Consider the following 14532-nt stretch of genomic DNA (forward strand, 5'->3'; position numbering starts at 1 on the left):
CATTATAACAAAAGTAGGAAGTTAATTTTGATAAAGTTAGCGGTATTTGATTTTGATTCGACGTTGATGGATGGCGAGACCATCGATTTTTTTGCCGAAGCGCTCGGAATCGGTGAGCAGGTGAGTGCTATTACGGAGCGGGCGATGAATGGGGAACTTGATTTTTTCGAGTCACTTCAACAACGTGTCGGGCTTTTAAAAGGGTTGGAATTTGGTCTCGTCGAAGAGATTTGCCAAAACTTGCCCTATATGAACGGTGCTATTGAGACGATTGCAGAACTCAAAAAACGAGAGATTAAAGTAATCTGTTTTAGCGGTGGGTTTCGCACTGCTACCTCGTATGCTAAAAATATCCTCGGATACGATGCCGATTTCTCAAATGTTTTGCACGCCAAAGATGGGAAACTCACGGGACTGGTCGGCGGAGATATGATGTTCGATTATTCCAAAGGGGATATGTTGCAACGTCTGCAAGGGCTTTTTGGAATCAGTGAAGAGGAGACGATGGTTGTCGGTGATGGGGCAAATGATCGATCGATGTTTGCCCATGCGGGGACACGCGTTGCGTTTTGCGCCAAAGAGATTTTAAAAAAAGAGGCGAATGTTATCATTGATACAAAAGACCTCACCCAGATTATCACAAAGGTATTTACATGTTAGAGAACTCATTATGGTTGCGTTACAACCCGACAAAAACAATTCGTGAAGTGTTGACCCGTATTTATGAATGCGATGCGGTTGAGATTAGTGATGATGAACGCGATTTGTATGCATCGCTTAAACGCCATTTGACGAAAAAAGAGCTCAAGATGGTGATGATGAATGAGGCGGGAATGAGCAGTGATGAGATTGCAGCTGAAGTGGGTATCAAGGTAGAGGATTTAAAACTAGCTCAACATAAAGCTTATCGTAAAGTCCGTCAAGAGAAGATTCGCACTGAAGTACGGGCCAATAAAGTCAAAGAAGAAGTCATTGAAGAGGAAGAATAAAAAAACTCTTTTAAATTTGTTTTATTAATAGTCTATTTATACTTTACGTGATATCATTGTGTTGATAAGCAAAAAATCAATATAAGGGAATCGTATGATGAAATCAACTTCGTTTTTACTTGCAGCGGTAGTTGCTGTTGGAATGATGAGTACAACTGTATCTGCTGATGATAAAAAAGGTCAAAAAGCATATTTGAAAACCTGTAAAAACTGTCATGGTAACGGTACAAAAGGTGCAGCGATGCATACACAAGATGAGTGGGAAGACCTTTTTGCAAACGGCGGAGAAAAAATGATCAAAGCACACGCAAAAGATAAATCTTCAGCATATTTCAACGGTGAAGCTTTCAAAGATCAAGCAAAAGATCTACGTGATTTCTTATTCATGTACGGTTCAGATTCAGGAAATGTCCCTTCTTGCGGATAACTTCTCATTAGCACCCATTTCTGGGTGCTCTTCTTTAGCTCCATATTACCTTCAAGATAATAAAAATTAATCCTTAATTTATACTAACTAAGATACTATTATTGCCATATTTATAATAAAAGGAAATATAATGATCCATTTATCTCCATTTTTTGCTGTATCCTTTGCTTTGATGTGCTTCATGAGTACTACTGCATCAGCCGATATTGCTAAAGGTCAAAAGTGGTACGTTAAAAATTGTAAAGAGTGTCATGGGGATGGATCAAAAGGTGCAGCACTACATACTCAAGATGAGTGGGAAGAACTATTTGGCAATAGTGCGAAGCTGCTTATTAAAAAGCATGAAGGAAGTAAAGTCGAGTTGTATTTTAAAGGTGATGAATTTAAAGATCGATCGAAACATATTCGTGATTTTTTATTTGAATACGGTTCTGATTCTGGAAACGTCCCTGCCTGTTAAACTTTTTGTTGGTTAAGTGTTATACTTAACCACTCTATCACTTGATGATTCACTTTATCCATATTTTTTTTCAATGCTTCAATTCCCCCTTTGGCATTATTAGACGCCGATGGATGGGTTGAATAAAAATGTTTTGTTGCAATTACTTTTTTGGATTCCAAATCGATTAATCGATAGCTTATATCAATTATCCCCTCACTACTTCCATCCTCTTTTATTGTATGTTGAAAAATGGCTAGATTGGATTCAAGAATGTAATCTGTTTTTGCCCATGAAGCTGATGGAGCAACAGTAGAAAATAAGTTGCTGTGTTGAAGCGCAAGAAACAGAGTATTTTCTATCATACTAGAGGGGGTATCGCTCCATGCACTGTAGAGATAATTTCCTGATTCTTGAGTGGATGAGGAGTAATGAATCGATTTGGTAGCAAGAGAGGATAATGTGATGGGTGCATTGAGTTTAATGCTTTTAGGTAAGCTGGTAGAAAAAGGAGTTATACCTGATGGTGCTGGAGTCAACAATGAGTATTCTGTAATCGCAGGAGTGTGAATAGAACATCCGCTAAAGAGTGCTAAGATAAGAAGTGGGAAGATTTTTTTCATTATTTTTCTCCTGGTCCTGGGGTTGGATTAGATGTTTTAAATAAGATGTCTGAAGGGCTCTCTTTGAGTGTTTTCAAAGTTTGTTCCATCTCCACTAATGTCGCACGGGATTGTGCTAAGAGGGCATTGAGCTCTTGGGTGGAGGTTTGGATATCATAATCTCCTCGCGCCATACTACTTTGAATAGTCTCAATAAGGGCATTTGTTTTTTTTGAGGTCTCTTTCCATGCGTTCATACTAGGTCCGAAGCTATCTTTCATGGTGGTTCTAAAGGTTGCCATAGAATCATTGACGGTATCGGAGGATTTTCCGACTCTTGCCATCATATCATCCATATTTTTTCCAGTTTGGATAGAATTTTTGAGGAGGATATCGATTTCATCTTGATAATCCGCCATTTGGATTGAAATATTTTTGAGATTTGCCAAGGTTTGTGAAAAGTTTTGGGCATTTTTATCATTTAAGATAGCGTTTGTTTTATCAAGTGTATAGGAAAATTTTGTGACAACGCTACTAAGTGTTTCATCGAGTCGTTTAATTAATGAGGGTGAGGTCGGGATAACGGAGATATTTTTATCGGATGTTTGTAGTAGAGGGGCATTTTTTGCACCTCCGGCGATTTCGATAAATGCGAGTCCCGTGATACCGAAAAATTTGAGCATAGCGGTAGAATCATTTTTAATAGGGGCTGTTTTTTTGATTTTTAAAATAAGGACAACTTCTTCACTGTTCTGAGGATTGATTTGGATTGATTCCACTTGACCTACATCAACACCGTGAAATTTAACGGAGGCTTCGGGAGCGAGCCCTGATACCGATTCGGTAATATAGACTTTAAAGCGTTGGTATTCATTATCATCGTCGTTGTATTTGCCAAGCCAAAAGACAAAAATAACCATGGCAATGGTAAAAAAAAGGACGAATACCCCTACGATTGTGTAATTAACCTTGGACTCCATGTGTCTCCTTTTGAAAGAAATAATCGATTATGGGATGATTGATTTTAAGTACTTCAGGAAGTGTCCCCTCGGCAATCACCCTCTTTTCTCCTAATAAAACAAATCGATCTACAATATGATGTATAGTATCCAAATCATGGGTAACGATCACTATAGTGAGTCCTAAAAGATCGCGAAGCTCTTTAATAAGGGCATCAAATTGACGTGAACTTAACGGATCAAGCCCTGAAGTGGGTTCATCTAAAAAGAGAAGTTTAGGATCAAGGGCGAGAGCGCGAGCAAGGGCTGCACGTTTAATCATCCCTCCGCTGAGTTGGCTTGGGTAAAGATGGACAGCGTGTGCCGGAAGTCCGACAAGATCAATTTTTAGTTTGACAAGCTCTTTAATCAATTTTGGTGGGAGATCGGTGTACTCTTTGTAGAGTAACTCAATATTCTCACCGACGGTGAGGGAGGAGTAGAGTGCACCTGATTGGAACAATACCCCCCATTGTCGTTGAAGAATTTGGGATTGCTGAAGATTTAGATTTTTTAAATCATATCCTAATACCGAGAGTGAACCTGAAGATGGTTTGCCAAGGAGAATCATCTCTCGAAGGAGTGTTGATTTTCCTGAGCCGCTTCCACCCAAAAGGGCATATATCTCATTTTCATAAATCGTGCAATTAACTCCGTTATGAATTAGATTATTGCCAAAAGAGGTTACGATATTGCGTCCTTCGATAACTACTTTTTTCATAATTGTAGCTCTGTGAGGAGAATAGAGAAAATAGCGTCACAAGCGATGACCAAAAAAATAGAGTTTACGACACTCTTGGTCGTGTATTGACCGATACTCTCTGTATTGGAGGAGACTTGAAACCCTCGATAGGTTCCTACCAATGCGATAAGCATCGCAAAAAAAGGTCCTTTGACTATACCGATGACGAAATGTTTCATCGGCAGTGATCCTTGCAAGCGATGTATAAACTCACTGTAAGAGAGATGTGCTTGAGCGTTGGCAACGACCATCCCTCCGAAGATTCCTACCAAATCGGCAAAAAAGATAAGCAATGGCATGATAATCATTAGCGCAATCACGCGAGGCCATACGAGAAAGAGGTAAGGGTGAAATCCCATCGTTTTCATAGCATCAATCTCTTGGGTCATTTTCATCGCCCCAATTTGAGCCGTAAAGGCTGAACCACTCCGTCCGGCAATAACGATTGCTGTGATGAGAGGGGCAAGTTCACGGGTTAAAGAGATACCGATCATATCAACGATGAGAATATCGGCACCAAATTTTTGGAGCTGTTCGACACTTTGATAGGCGATGACGACTCCGATTAAAAAAGCGCTGAGTGCGATAATAGGGAGTGCGTCGGCACCGGAGGTAATAATGTGGGAGCTAATCGAGCGATAACGGATTAGCCACGGTTTACGAAGAGAGTGTAACAACACCATAAATGCTTCACCGAGAAAACTAAAGAAATTAAGAGTTTCTCGTAATGATTTGATACTCTCAACCCCAAGGCGAAAAAGAAATGTGGGACGTATAGGTGGAATCTCATCGGCATGTGGATGGGGGTAGAGGAGGTGATAGAGTCGTAATTGCTCATCATTTGCACCGATGAGTTTTGAGGGGAATCCTAACGCTTCAAATTCACGGTAATAGAGTTGTAAAAGGGCAATTCCGGCAGAATCAATCGTTGTAATCGCCGTTATGTCCCAATGTAAAGGTAAAGTTGGAGTAAAATTTTCTAATATCTCGGCAAGTGGGCGTAAAGTATGAAGTTGCCATTCCCCACTGCAGACAATACGGATATGATCATTTGCAGTATGTAGTTCACATGATGGGAGCGGCGTCTTTTGCATATCTTATTGTAACGCAAGTTTGTTTTAAAAAGTGGCTTTTAACCCAGCATATACCATTCGCCCACGTAGTGGTCCCCAGATGTGGGCTGAGTCAAATCCACCAGTGGCATCATAAAAAAGTGGTGATTCGGTATCCGTTTGGAGGGTATCAAAAAGATTTTTTGCCCCCGCGTATACGGTAAAGTTTTTATTGAGCTCTTTTGAAATTTTCAGATCGACGGTTGTGTAGGATGGAGCTGTTGTGTTTTTTGGCGATGTCGCGAGAGCATCGTTGTAACGATCACTATACCCATAAGGGGTTAAATCACGTGCTCCTACCCATGTGGCTTCGGTATACAATTCCCATCCATTGGCATCATAATCGATACTAAAACGGGCACGTTGTTCGATAGCGGCGAGTGAGAGATGGGATTTATAGGCATTATCATAGCGATACATTTCATAAGCACCTGAGAGGTTTAATCCTTCGATGACTTCATAGCCGATGGAAATATCGCCATTTTTAACGCTGCCGGATTCAGTGCTATTGCGCAATATCGGTGTTGCGGCAGAGTTGTCGATGTAGGCGAGATTTTTAACCTGTGTATAAGCAGCGGATGCGGTAATATTTAATCCATGTGTATCATACGAGAGGGCATAACTTGCCCCTTTGGATTTTTCCAGTTCGGTGATTGCCATATCAAATCCGCTATCAAGTAGTCCGTGCTCCGATTCGAAAAAGGTCAACGGCGCACGATACCCCATTCCGGCACTGAGTCGTGATGTTAACTCATTGGTGTGGTTGTGTCTCCAAAGCAAACGCGGTACGAGCATGGTCTCATCGATTTCATTGCCCTGAGCCGTTTTGGCACGCCAATCAGCAGTTATTTTTGCACCGCGTAGTGCAAGGGTGAGCTCATTTTTATCATCAATCATCCATGCATCTTGGGCATAAAGACCTAATGCGGTGTAATCAAAATCATCTTTATCCATCCCTGCAACATCGAAAAATGCGACCGATTGTGAGCGTGCCGTTTCGATTTTAGCATCGGTTCCATACGTTAAGAAATGGTTGTTGTTGAGGGCGTGATCGATTTTTAGATCGCCGAAATAGGTTTTATCGGTATTGAGATAATCGGCACCTTCGTAGAGAGAATCTTGGAATTGTTCAGCATACGCGAGAGTTGTTTGGAGATTCATGGTACCGTTGAGTGTATGACGCTGTTTGAGGTAGATTTCATCGCGCTTTGTGTTGATACGCTCTAATACCGACATAGGCTGGCTGATGAGAGGATTGTTAACATTACCGCCTGCAAATGTAGGGTTATTGTTAGCTGGGTCATAGTTCGCTACCGCAGAACTTTCTGAAACCATCGATCCACCAAACGAGTTAGAGGTAAAATGGCTCGCTTTGAGTTCAATCGAATCATACGGTGAAAACTCATGGGTTACCATAAGAGAGAGTGATTGATTCTCCAAACTCGGCGATTCGCTGACGCTATTGTGATCGTTATCTACTTGATTTTGCGTGTGATAGGAGGCGGAGACGAGTATACCGGTTTTTTTATCGCTACTCATCGCCTCACCCAAAACAGAGTAGTTTTTAGTCCCTAATGTCCCTATAGAGAGATCCGTTTCCATAGCATTGTTGCGTGGTTTGCGAGGAATAATGTTGATCGTTCCCCCGATAGCTTCAGGTGCTGTGAGCGATGTCCCTGTCCCGCGAGCGATTTCGATACTCTCGATGTCCGCCGTACCGATAGCATCCATGCCGTAAAAACTCGATACGGTTGAGTTAAAAGGGATACCGTCGATTAATACCGTTGTATGCTCCCCTTTAAGACCGTTTATTTGTACCCGTTTAAGTCCGCAGATGGAACAGCCGGTGGTGACGTTAATCCCCACTTCTTGATTGATGGCTTCGGCGAGAGTGGAAGATTGTGTATGCTCAAGTTCTTTTTTGTTGATCACTTCTGTTTTTTCTACCAAATCTTTGAGTAAGCCTTTGTGCTGAATAACGGTAGTAACCGTACCATTGACCGTGATAGTATCGAGGTGTGCTTCATTGGCGGAAGCGAGGGTACAAATCGCTGCACAAGCAATGAGTGAAAGTGTTTTTTTCATAGAAATATCCTAATTGTTTAAAATAATAGTAATGGTTGAGTATTTAGGGTATTTTAGGAGAGTGGGGGTGATCGGCTATGTGTTGGAATGGTTATGGCGAGTACATAAGGTGGTGCGTGTAAAAGAAACGGCTCAAAAACGGTGTTGAGAGTGGGAAGGTTCACCTCTGCATTCATCATTGTTGGAGTATGGGCATAGAGATAAAGAGCACAGCTCTCATCATTGTCATGTCCGAATTCATGATGATGATCGTGAATGATTTCATGGAGTGCGCTAATGAGGGTTGCAACAATAAAAAGCAGTGCAAAATATCGTCGAAAACGTCGCATTAAACCCCTTGTAAGAGTCGAATTATAGCGCGAATGGTATGAAGTTTGCTTAGTGATGAGGTATGACTGTAGAACTAAGGATTTTCTCATAATGATTAAAAAAATAACCTCTTTGTGTTTAGCGTTTAGTATTTCACTCTATGCGGGTGTCGATAAAAATGAGCTCGACCATCTTCGTGTAGGGGCATTGGTAGTTAAAGATTTAAAAACGCGGAATGTTCTCTATAGTAAAGATGGGGATAAGCGGGTGAGCCCTGCGAGTTTGACGAAAGTGATGACGGCATTGCTCGCTATTCAAAGTGGTAAAATGAACAAATCGGTCACTATCACGCAAGAGATGATTAGAGTGGAACCGACGATTGCGGGATACAAGCGGGGAGAGGTTGTGTTGATGTCGGATTTGGTGAAAGCGGCAATGATCAAATCGGATAACGATGCTGCCAAAGCGATTGCTATTACAGTAGGGGGAAGTGAAGAGCATTTTGTTGCTATGATGAACCATTACGCCCATTCTGTCGGGATGAGAAATACCCATTTTAGTAATCCTTGCGGATATGATAAGGATGATCACTATTCAACGCCAAACGACCTTTTAAAACTCAGTGAGTATGCGATTCGCAATAAAACTTTTAATGCCATCAGTAAAATCAATGAGTACACCTATTATTCACAAAATACCCATCGCAAATTTTATGCTTATACCCATAACCGTCTTTTAAATCGTTATGCCTATGCAGTAGGGATAAAAACAGGATTTACCAACAAAGCGGGTGCGTGTCTCATCGCACGGGCGAAAAAAGGGAATAAAGATTGTCTTATAGTGATGATGCATGCTAAAGAAGATCGTTGGAAGACTGCTAAAAATATCTTTGAGCAGGTTCTAAATAGCTAGGTATTTTCCTAAAAAATCTTTATAGAGTTTTGCTTTTTCTTCTTTTTTCATTGCCGCATGAGCAGGTGATGTGGAGGGGAGCAATACTTTTTCTATTTTCAAATTTTTAAAAAACTTCATAAACAAATCATGGCTTTTTTTTCCCGTAAAGGCGAGGACTTGAATATTGGGATACTCCTCTAGTAGCTTTTCAAAATCATTAGGGATGCAGTTTTTCAGATTCGTATCGCTCGAATTGCTTCGCTCACATGAACCGATTACATCCCACAATCCGATTCCCTTTTCCAGACAAAATGTTTTTTTCGCTTCATTGGTTTCCAAATGTACATCAAAAATTTCTTCGAGTATCGGCCAAAACGCGTTGCGCGGATGGGCATAATAGAAGGCTTGCTCGAACGATGCGATACTGGGGAAACTGCCCAAAAAGAGGATGCGGGTATTTTGGTCGAGGAGTGGGGGGAAGGGGTGATTATAGGAGTTCATAGAAGAATTTTATCTCAATTTACCTTCCCCTAAACCACCTTTTGCTACAATCCCGCCATTAATTTATGGGCATACGACCCAATCAAAGGAACTGCATGAAGCGTGCATTGCTCAGTGTCAGCGATAAAAGCAACATCGTTGAATTTGCCAAATCTCTTATCGGTTTGGACTATCAGATCATCTCTACGGGCGGAACGTACAAAATGCTCAAAGATGCGGGTGTAAGTGCCATCGAAATCGATGAGGTGACCAAATTCCCTGAGTGTTTCGAGGGGCGTGTTAAAACCCTAAACCCGTACATCCACGGCGGTATCTTGCACCGACGCGATAAACAATCGCACCTCGATCAAGCGGTCGAACTCGGTGTCGAAGCGATCGATCTCGTGTGTGTCAATCTCTATCCGTTCAAAGCTACGATTGAGAAAACCGACGATTTCGAAGAGATTATCGAAAACATCGACATTGGCGGTCCTGCGATGGTACGCTCTGCGGCGAAAAACTTTGACAGTGTGATTATTCTCACCAATCCTTCGGATTATTCTCTCGTGCTCAATGCGATTGCTAACGGTGAAAACACAGTTGAATTCCGCCGTGATCTCATGATTAAAGCGTATGAGCATACTGCAGCGTATGACTCGATGATCGCCAACTACATGAACAAACGGTTTAACAACGGCATGGGATCAAAACAGTTCATCGTCGGATCCAAAGTGATGGATACCCGTTACGGCGAAAACCCGCACCAAAAGGGCGGTTTGTACGAGTTCGATACGTTCTTCTCACAAAACTTCAAAACCCTCAAAGGGGAAGCGAGCTTCAATAACCTTACCGACATCAGCGGTGCGGTGAAAATTGCGGCGGCGTTCGGGGATGAAAATGCGATCTGTATCGTCAAACACGGTAATCCATGCGGTTTTGCAATCCGTGAAAACCTCCTCGATGCGTATAATGAAGCGCTTAAATGTGATCCGATCTCCGCATTCGGCGGTGTCGTTGCGGTTAACGGTGTCGTGACGAAAGAGCTTGCGGAGAAAATGAACGAAATGTTCCTCGAAGTGATCATTGCAGGCTCTATCGATGAGGAAGCGCGCGCAGTGTTCGAGCCGAAAAAACGTCTTAAGCTATTCGAGTACGGCAGTGATCGTATCGCCCTCAGCAACGATGCAATCGATTTCAAACACATTGATGGCGGGTTTGTATTCCAAGATGCCGACCGTGTAACGCATGAAGAGGTTGCTAACGCGAAACTGGTAACCAAACACGTTGCAAGCGATGCGGCTTTGAGAGATGCCGAAATCGCCTACAAAGTAGCGTCATTGACCAAATCAAACTGTGTTGTTTACGTCAAAGATGCGGCGATGGTCGCCGTCGGTATGGGGATGACCTCACGTGTCGATGCGGCGCGTTGTGCATTGCGTAAAGCCGAAGAGATGGGTCTGGATGTAAGCGGTTCGGCTCTTGCTTCTGAAGCATTTTTCCCATTCCGCGATTCGATCGATGCGGCGGCGGGTGCTGGTGTTAAAACGGTTATCCAACCGGGCGGTTCGGTACGGGATGAAGAAGTAATCGCGGCAGCGGATGAACACGGGATGGCACTTTACTTTACAGGTGTTCGCCACTTTTTACACTAAGAATGATTGCGCCGATATGGCGCAACTTTAATTCCTCTCTAAAAGCCTACTCTACGAACTTTTCTTTTTAACCTTGATTGACTTTGACTCAACTATTCTGTTATAATTTTTAACAAATAATTTACAATGATTCAACAGGATTAAAAAATGTCAAAAAGTTTATACACTACTCTCGAAATATCCCCCGGCGCAAGTGAAGCGGAGATTAAAAAAGCGTACCGCAAGCTCGCCCGTCAATATCACCCCGATGTGAACAAAGACCCCGCAGCAGAAGAGAAATTTAAAGAGATTAATGCCGCGTATGAAGTGTTGAGTGATAAAGATAAAAAAGCGAAATACGATCAGTATGGGGACTCGATGTTCGGTGGTCAGAATTTCCATGATTTTTCTCGTGCCCAAGGTGGCAATGTCGATTTGGATGAGATTTTACGCAGTATGTTCGGTGGCGGCGGTGCTGGCGGATTCAGCGGCGGTGGTTTCGGTGGATTTGGTGGCGGTTTCGGCGGTGGTGGATTTGGAGGGGGGATGAACCTCGATATCGATGCTAATGTAACCATCCCATTTGCCGTTGCAGTGCTCGGAGGCAAACATGCTATCAGTCTTAATGGGGATAGTTTTGATATTAAAATTCCTGCCGGTATTAAAAACGGTGAAAAACTTCGTGTTCGCGGAAAAGGGAAAAAACACGGTTCCCAAGTGGGTGACTTGTATTTAAAGATTGAGGTTGGAAGCAACCCTGAGTATGAGAGAGAGGGGGATAACCTCGTCAAAACGTTTAATGTTCCTCTCTATGCAGCACTCTTTGGGGGTAAAGTAGCGGTTCAAACGTTGGAGAAAGAGGTAACCCTTAAAGTGCCTGAAAATACCAAAAACGGACAACGTTTTCGCCTCAAAGAGATGGGGGTAATGAACCGTCAGAGCAATGTACGTGGCGATTTGTATCTAAAAGCCAATATCGTGTTGCCAGCTGTTGATAAAATCGATTCGGATTTGGTCGAAGCGATGAAAAAAACACTTCCACAGGAGTAGAGTATGCACCATTTTGACGAACCGGTTTATATGATCAGTATTGTTGCCAAGATTTTGGATATCCACCCTCAGACCCTTCGTCAATATGAGCGGGAAAACTTAATTGCCCCGTCACGTTCGGATGGGCGGATACGTCTTTATTCTCAGCGTGATATCGAAAAAATCAAAATGATTTTACGTCTGACTCGTGAAGTAGGGGTGAACCTCGCGGGAGTCGATGTAGTGATTCGTCTCAAAGACAAAATGGAAGCGATGGAGCAAGAGATGATGGAGTTACGCGCCGAAATCGCACGTATGCGAAGCTCTAGCGGTGTCCCTCCTGAAAAATCACTCGTGACCAAACGTAGTATTTACGAAATGGTCATTTTCGATGATGATATTCTCAAATAATGGCAACTAATCCGATTATCCATGAAAGCTGGAGAGAGGCGTTAAGTGCTGAATTCGCTCATCCGTATATGGAGGAGTTGAAAGCCTTTTTGGTCGAAGAGAAAAAACATTACACGATTTTCCCCCATGGAAGCAATATCTTCAATGCGTTTAACTCCACCCCTTTTGAGAGTGTCAAAGTGGTTATTTTAGGTCAAGACCCGTATCACGGAGTAGGGCAAGCGCACGGGTTGTCATTCTCGGTACAGCAAGGGATTCCTCTCCCCCCCTCACTCCAAAACATCTTTAAAGAGCTGGTGAGCGATATCGGATGCCCGTATCCCAAAAGCGGTGATTTGAGCCATTGGGCTCGTGAGGGGGTATTGCTCCTCAACACTCTCCTCACTGTCCGCTCAGGTGAGCCATTTTCGCATAAAGAGCGGGGGTGGGAGCGGTTTACCGATCAGGTAATCCGAACACTTAGTGCACAACGTGAACATATCGTTTTTATCCTCTGGGGAGCACCTGCGGGGAAAAAGGCTTCGTTGATTGATGGACGTAAACATCTGATTCTCACGGCTCCTCATCCCTCTCCTCTCTCTTCGTATCGAGGGTTTTTCGGCTCAAAGCCGTTTAGTCAAACGAACAACTATCTCAAATCGATACAGATAGCTCCGATTGAGTGGTCTCTTTGAGCTTTTGAAGCACTTTTTTTTGTTTTTTCAATAACTCTTTGACCTCGGGTGAGGGAAATTCCAGATAGATTTTTTTAAGCAGGTCGATTTGGTTGACGGTGTCTTGGATGGAGCCTAACATGTTTTGTAGCTCTTTACAGTGGGCAATCACTTCACTGCATTGGTGTAAATCGGAAATCTCTAAAAATTCAAAACCGTAGCGTGCGTCTTTGAACTCTATTCGGAGTTGATGGAGCATTTTAGGGGTGGCATTACTCTCTAATGCTAAATAAGAATCCAAACAATGTTGGTAATGGGTCAGCACTTTTTGGATAAGTATTTCGGAGATAAAATCGGGTTCGTATTGTGAAATGAGATAGGAATACTCCTCTATCAACAAAAGAGTTTTCGTGTGATATTGAGGGGTAAAAAGGGTTTTTACACTTTGTTTTCGAAGTTTCTTGAGATGTTTAAAAAGTTTTGGGTATTGGGAGCGTTTAAGGGTGTTAATCAGTACATCGAGTTCTCGAATCGAGTTGGTCTCTTGCATAGCAGTTTTTAAAATTTTTGGAAAAGGGGTAACGTCATTGAGAAAGAGTTTTACGAGAGAACGGATACTGCGAAGGGTGACTCGAAACTCATGGATTTGCTCCTCCTTGCCATTATTCGAATGGAGAAGAACTCGTGCGTGATAAAGCTGATAAAGTAAAAACTGAGTTAATTTATGTGGTTTCATATGACTATTATAGCAAGAATATTCTATATTCGAAACAAAGCATAAATCGGTAAGTGATCGGAATACCCCTCTCCTAAATGATGTTTCGGGTAGTTTCGGCTCGATTTCCAGCGGTAAGGCTTCCCTTTATCAAAGAGATAGTCCGGATCAAAGCGTTCAAAACTCCCCCGTATGTATTCTATCCCCTGACCATCAGCTAATGCGTGGGGGATGATGATGTTATCGAGAGCTTCCCCTTTTCCCCTAAAGAGATGACTCCACCGTTTTTCTTCCGTAAGGTCGTACCAAAGGTTGTAGAGAGTGTCGGTAGATTTTTGCAATGTTTCGTAGGTGATAGGATTATTATCATCATCGATGGTGTGGAGGATATGGTTGATTCCGGTAATCCCCTCGGTATTGTTGAGTTTACGGCTTTTTAAAAAGGTTTTATACTCTTCATAGTGGGAGTTAAAATCGCCAAGAAGGACAAAGGGTTCATTGTGAGGTAGCTCTTTAAGTCGTAGAAGAAGCCGTTTTGCACAGGCTAATCGTTCACTTTCGGGTCCACTTTTGGATTTCCAGTGATTGACGAACATGTGTACTGTTTTTCCGTTGATGTTTATTTTGGCTTCGAGAATATCGCGGTATTTACCGCTGTAATTGACGGGGTGTTTGAGGGCGCTTTGGATTGGGTAACGGCTGAGGAGTGCTACGTTTACCGCTGAATTGCGTGTTTTGGCAAATGCGTAATAGGGGTAATAGAGCCCTTGACGGTTAATTTCCGCTTTGAGATCTTTGAGGGCTATTTCGGATTCAATCTCTTGTAAACCGATGATGTCGGCACCGATATCTCGGATGACGGTCGCGGTATGGCTCAGTTTTATCCGATACATATCGCTTGTCCATCCCCACGCGGTGTTGGGGATGTACTCTTCGTATTCACTACCGTCGTCGTTCATATCAAAGAGGTTTTCAACATTGTATGAGGCTATTTTCACGTCGGCTCCTTGGGTTAG

17 protein-coding genes and 1 pseudogene are annotated in these 14532 nt (G+C 42.6%); 9 read left to right on the top strand and 9 right to left on the bottom strand.

The annotated features are described in order from the left end of the window. Positions 1–18: 18 nt before the first annotated feature. From serB to PHC76_RS02840, 4 genes and pseudogenes are all read left to right on the top strand, one after another. A pseudogene (gene serB, locus PHC76_RS02825) lies at positions 19–660 on the top strand (phosphoserine phosphatase SerB); the annotation flags it as partial. After that, positions 654–989 (top strand): hypothetical protein, encoded by a 336-nt coding sequence (locus tag PHC76_RS02830; protein WP_299971456.1) that lies wholly within the window; start codon positions 654–656, stop codon positions 987–989. The pseudogene serB and the gene PHC76_RS02830, both read left to right, overlap by 7 nt. A gap of 94 nt (positions 990–1083) precedes the next feature. Continuing rightward, complete coding sequence (locus PHC76_RS02835) at positions 1084–1416, top strand: cytochrome c (RefSeq protein WP_299971459.1); 333 nt, start codon at positions 1084–1086, stop codon at positions 1414–1416. A gap of 130 nt (positions 1417–1546) precedes the next feature. After that, positions 1547–1876: a cytochrome c gene (locus PHC76_RS02840; RefSeq protein ID WP_300209784.1), complete on the top strand. Its 330-nt coding sequence runs from the start codon at positions 1547–1549 to the stop codon at positions 1874–1876. Here PHC76_RS02840 and PHC76_RS02845 read toward each other — a convergent pair. Genes PHC76_RS02845 through PHC76_RS02870 form a run of 6 tightly spaced genes read right to left on the bottom strand, consistent with a single transcriptional unit; the run spans position 1873 to position 7723 of the window. Next, positions 1873–2478, bottom strand: a complete 606-nt coding sequence (locus tag PHC76_RS02845) for an ABC-type transport auxiliary lipoprotein family protein (protein ID WP_299971465.1) — start codon at positions 2476–2478, stop codon at positions 1873–1875. The genes PHC76_RS02840 and PHC76_RS02845 overlap by 4 nt on opposite strands. Beyond that, positions 2478–3437: an MlaD family protein gene (locus PHC76_RS02850; RefSeq protein WP_299971468.1), complete on the bottom strand. Its 960-nt coding sequence runs from the start codon at positions 3435–3437 to the stop codon at positions 2478–2480. Before PHC76_RS02850 ends, PHC76_RS02845 begins: the two co-directional genes overlap by 1 nt. Then, positions 3421–4176 (bottom strand): ATP-binding cassette domain-containing protein, encoded by a 756-nt coding sequence (locus tag PHC76_RS02855; protein ID WP_299971471.1) that lies wholly within the window; start codon positions 4174–4176, stop codon positions 3421–3423. Before PHC76_RS02855 ends, PHC76_RS02850 begins: the two co-directional genes overlap by 17 nt. After that, positions 4173–5291 (bottom strand): MlaE family lipid ABC transporter permease subunit, encoded by a 1119-nt coding sequence (locus tag PHC76_RS02860; protein WP_299971474.1) that lies wholly within the window; start codon positions 5289–5291, stop codon positions 4173–4175. Before PHC76_RS02860 ends, PHC76_RS02855 begins: the two co-directional genes overlap by 4 nt. 24 nt (positions 5292–5315) lie before the next feature. Further along, positions 5316–7394 (bottom strand): TonB-dependent siderophore receptor, encoded by a 2079-nt coding sequence (locus tag PHC76_RS02865; protein ID WP_299971477.1) that lies wholly within the window; start codon positions 7392–7394, stop codon positions 5316–5318. Positions 7395–7447: 53 nt separating this feature from the next. Further along, positions 7448–7723: a hypothetical protein gene (locus PHC76_RS02870; protein WP_299971479.1), complete on the bottom strand. Its 276-nt coding sequence runs from the start codon at positions 7721–7723 to the stop codon at positions 7448–7450. A gap of 91 nt (positions 7724–7814) precedes the next feature. Here PHC76_RS02870 and PHC76_RS02875 point away from each other — a divergent pair, with 91 nt between their 5' ends. Next, positions 7815–8615 carry a D-alanyl-D-alanine carboxypeptidase family protein gene (locus tag PHC76_RS02875; RefSeq protein WP_299971481.1) on the top strand — a complete coding sequence of 267 codons (801 nt, stop codon included), beginning with the start codon at positions 7815–7817 and terminating at the stop codon, positions 8613–8615. Here the strand turns inward: PHC76_RS02875 and PHC76_RS02880 are convergent. Further along, positions 8604–9098, bottom strand: coding sequence for a DNA-deoxyinosine glycosylase (locus PHC76_RS02880; protein ID WP_299971484.1), 495 nt, complete (start codon positions 9096–9098; stop codon positions 8604–8606). The genes PHC76_RS02875 and PHC76_RS02880 overlap by 12 nt on opposite strands. A gap of 95 nt (positions 9099–9193) precedes the next feature. On the opposite strand from PHC76_RS02880, the gene purH reads away from it, so the two are divergent. From purH to ung, 4 genes are all read left to right on the top strand, one after another. Then, positions 9194–10729 (top strand): bifunctional phosphoribosylaminoimidazolecarboxamide formyltransferase/IMP cyclohydrolase, encoded by a 1536-nt coding sequence (gene purH / locus PHC76_RS02885; protein WP_299971486.1) that lies wholly within the window; start codon positions 9194–9196, stop codon positions 10727–10729. A gap of 147 nt (positions 10730–10876) precedes the next feature. Next, the gene (locus PHC76_RS02890) at positions 10877–11758 is read left to right on the top strand and encodes a J domain-containing protein (protein WP_299971488.1); all 882 of its coding nucleotides are present in this window, start codon (positions 10877–10879) and stop codon (positions 11756–11758) included. Between the two features lie 3 nt (positions 11759–11761). Then, positions 11762–12148, top strand: a complete 387-nt coding sequence (locus PHC76_RS02895) for a helix-turn-helix transcriptional regulator (protein ID WP_299971490.1) — start codon at positions 11762–11764, stop codon at positions 12146–12148. Next, positions 12148–12822, top strand: a complete 675-nt coding sequence (ung, locus tag PHC76_RS02900) for a uracil-DNA glycosylase (protein ID WP_299971493.1) — start codon at positions 12148–12150, stop codon at positions 12820–12822. Before PHC76_RS02895 ends, ung begins: the two co-directional genes overlap by 1 nt. On the opposite strand, the gene PHC76_RS02905 is transcribed toward ung, so the two are convergent. Next, positions 12782–13537 (bottom strand): CHAD domain-containing protein, encoded by a 756-nt coding sequence (locus tag PHC76_RS02905; RefSeq protein ID WP_299971496.1) that lies wholly within the window; start codon positions 13535–13537, stop codon positions 12782–12784. The two genes, ung and PHC76_RS02905, sit on opposite strands and share 41 nt — an antisense overlap. Before the next feature lie 23 nt (positions 13538–13560). Then, positions 13561–14514 (bottom strand): endonuclease/exonuclease/phosphatase family protein, encoded by a 954-nt coding sequence (locus PHC76_RS02910; RefSeq protein ID WP_299971499.1) that lies wholly within the window; start codon positions 14512–14514, stop codon positions 13561–13563. Positions 14515–14532 lie beyond the last annotated feature (18 nt).

Source organism: Sulfuricurvum sp., from assembly GCF_028710345.1.
Classification (GTDB): Bacteria; Campylobacterota; Campylobacteria; order Campylobacterales; family Sulfurimonadaceae; genus Sulfuricurvum.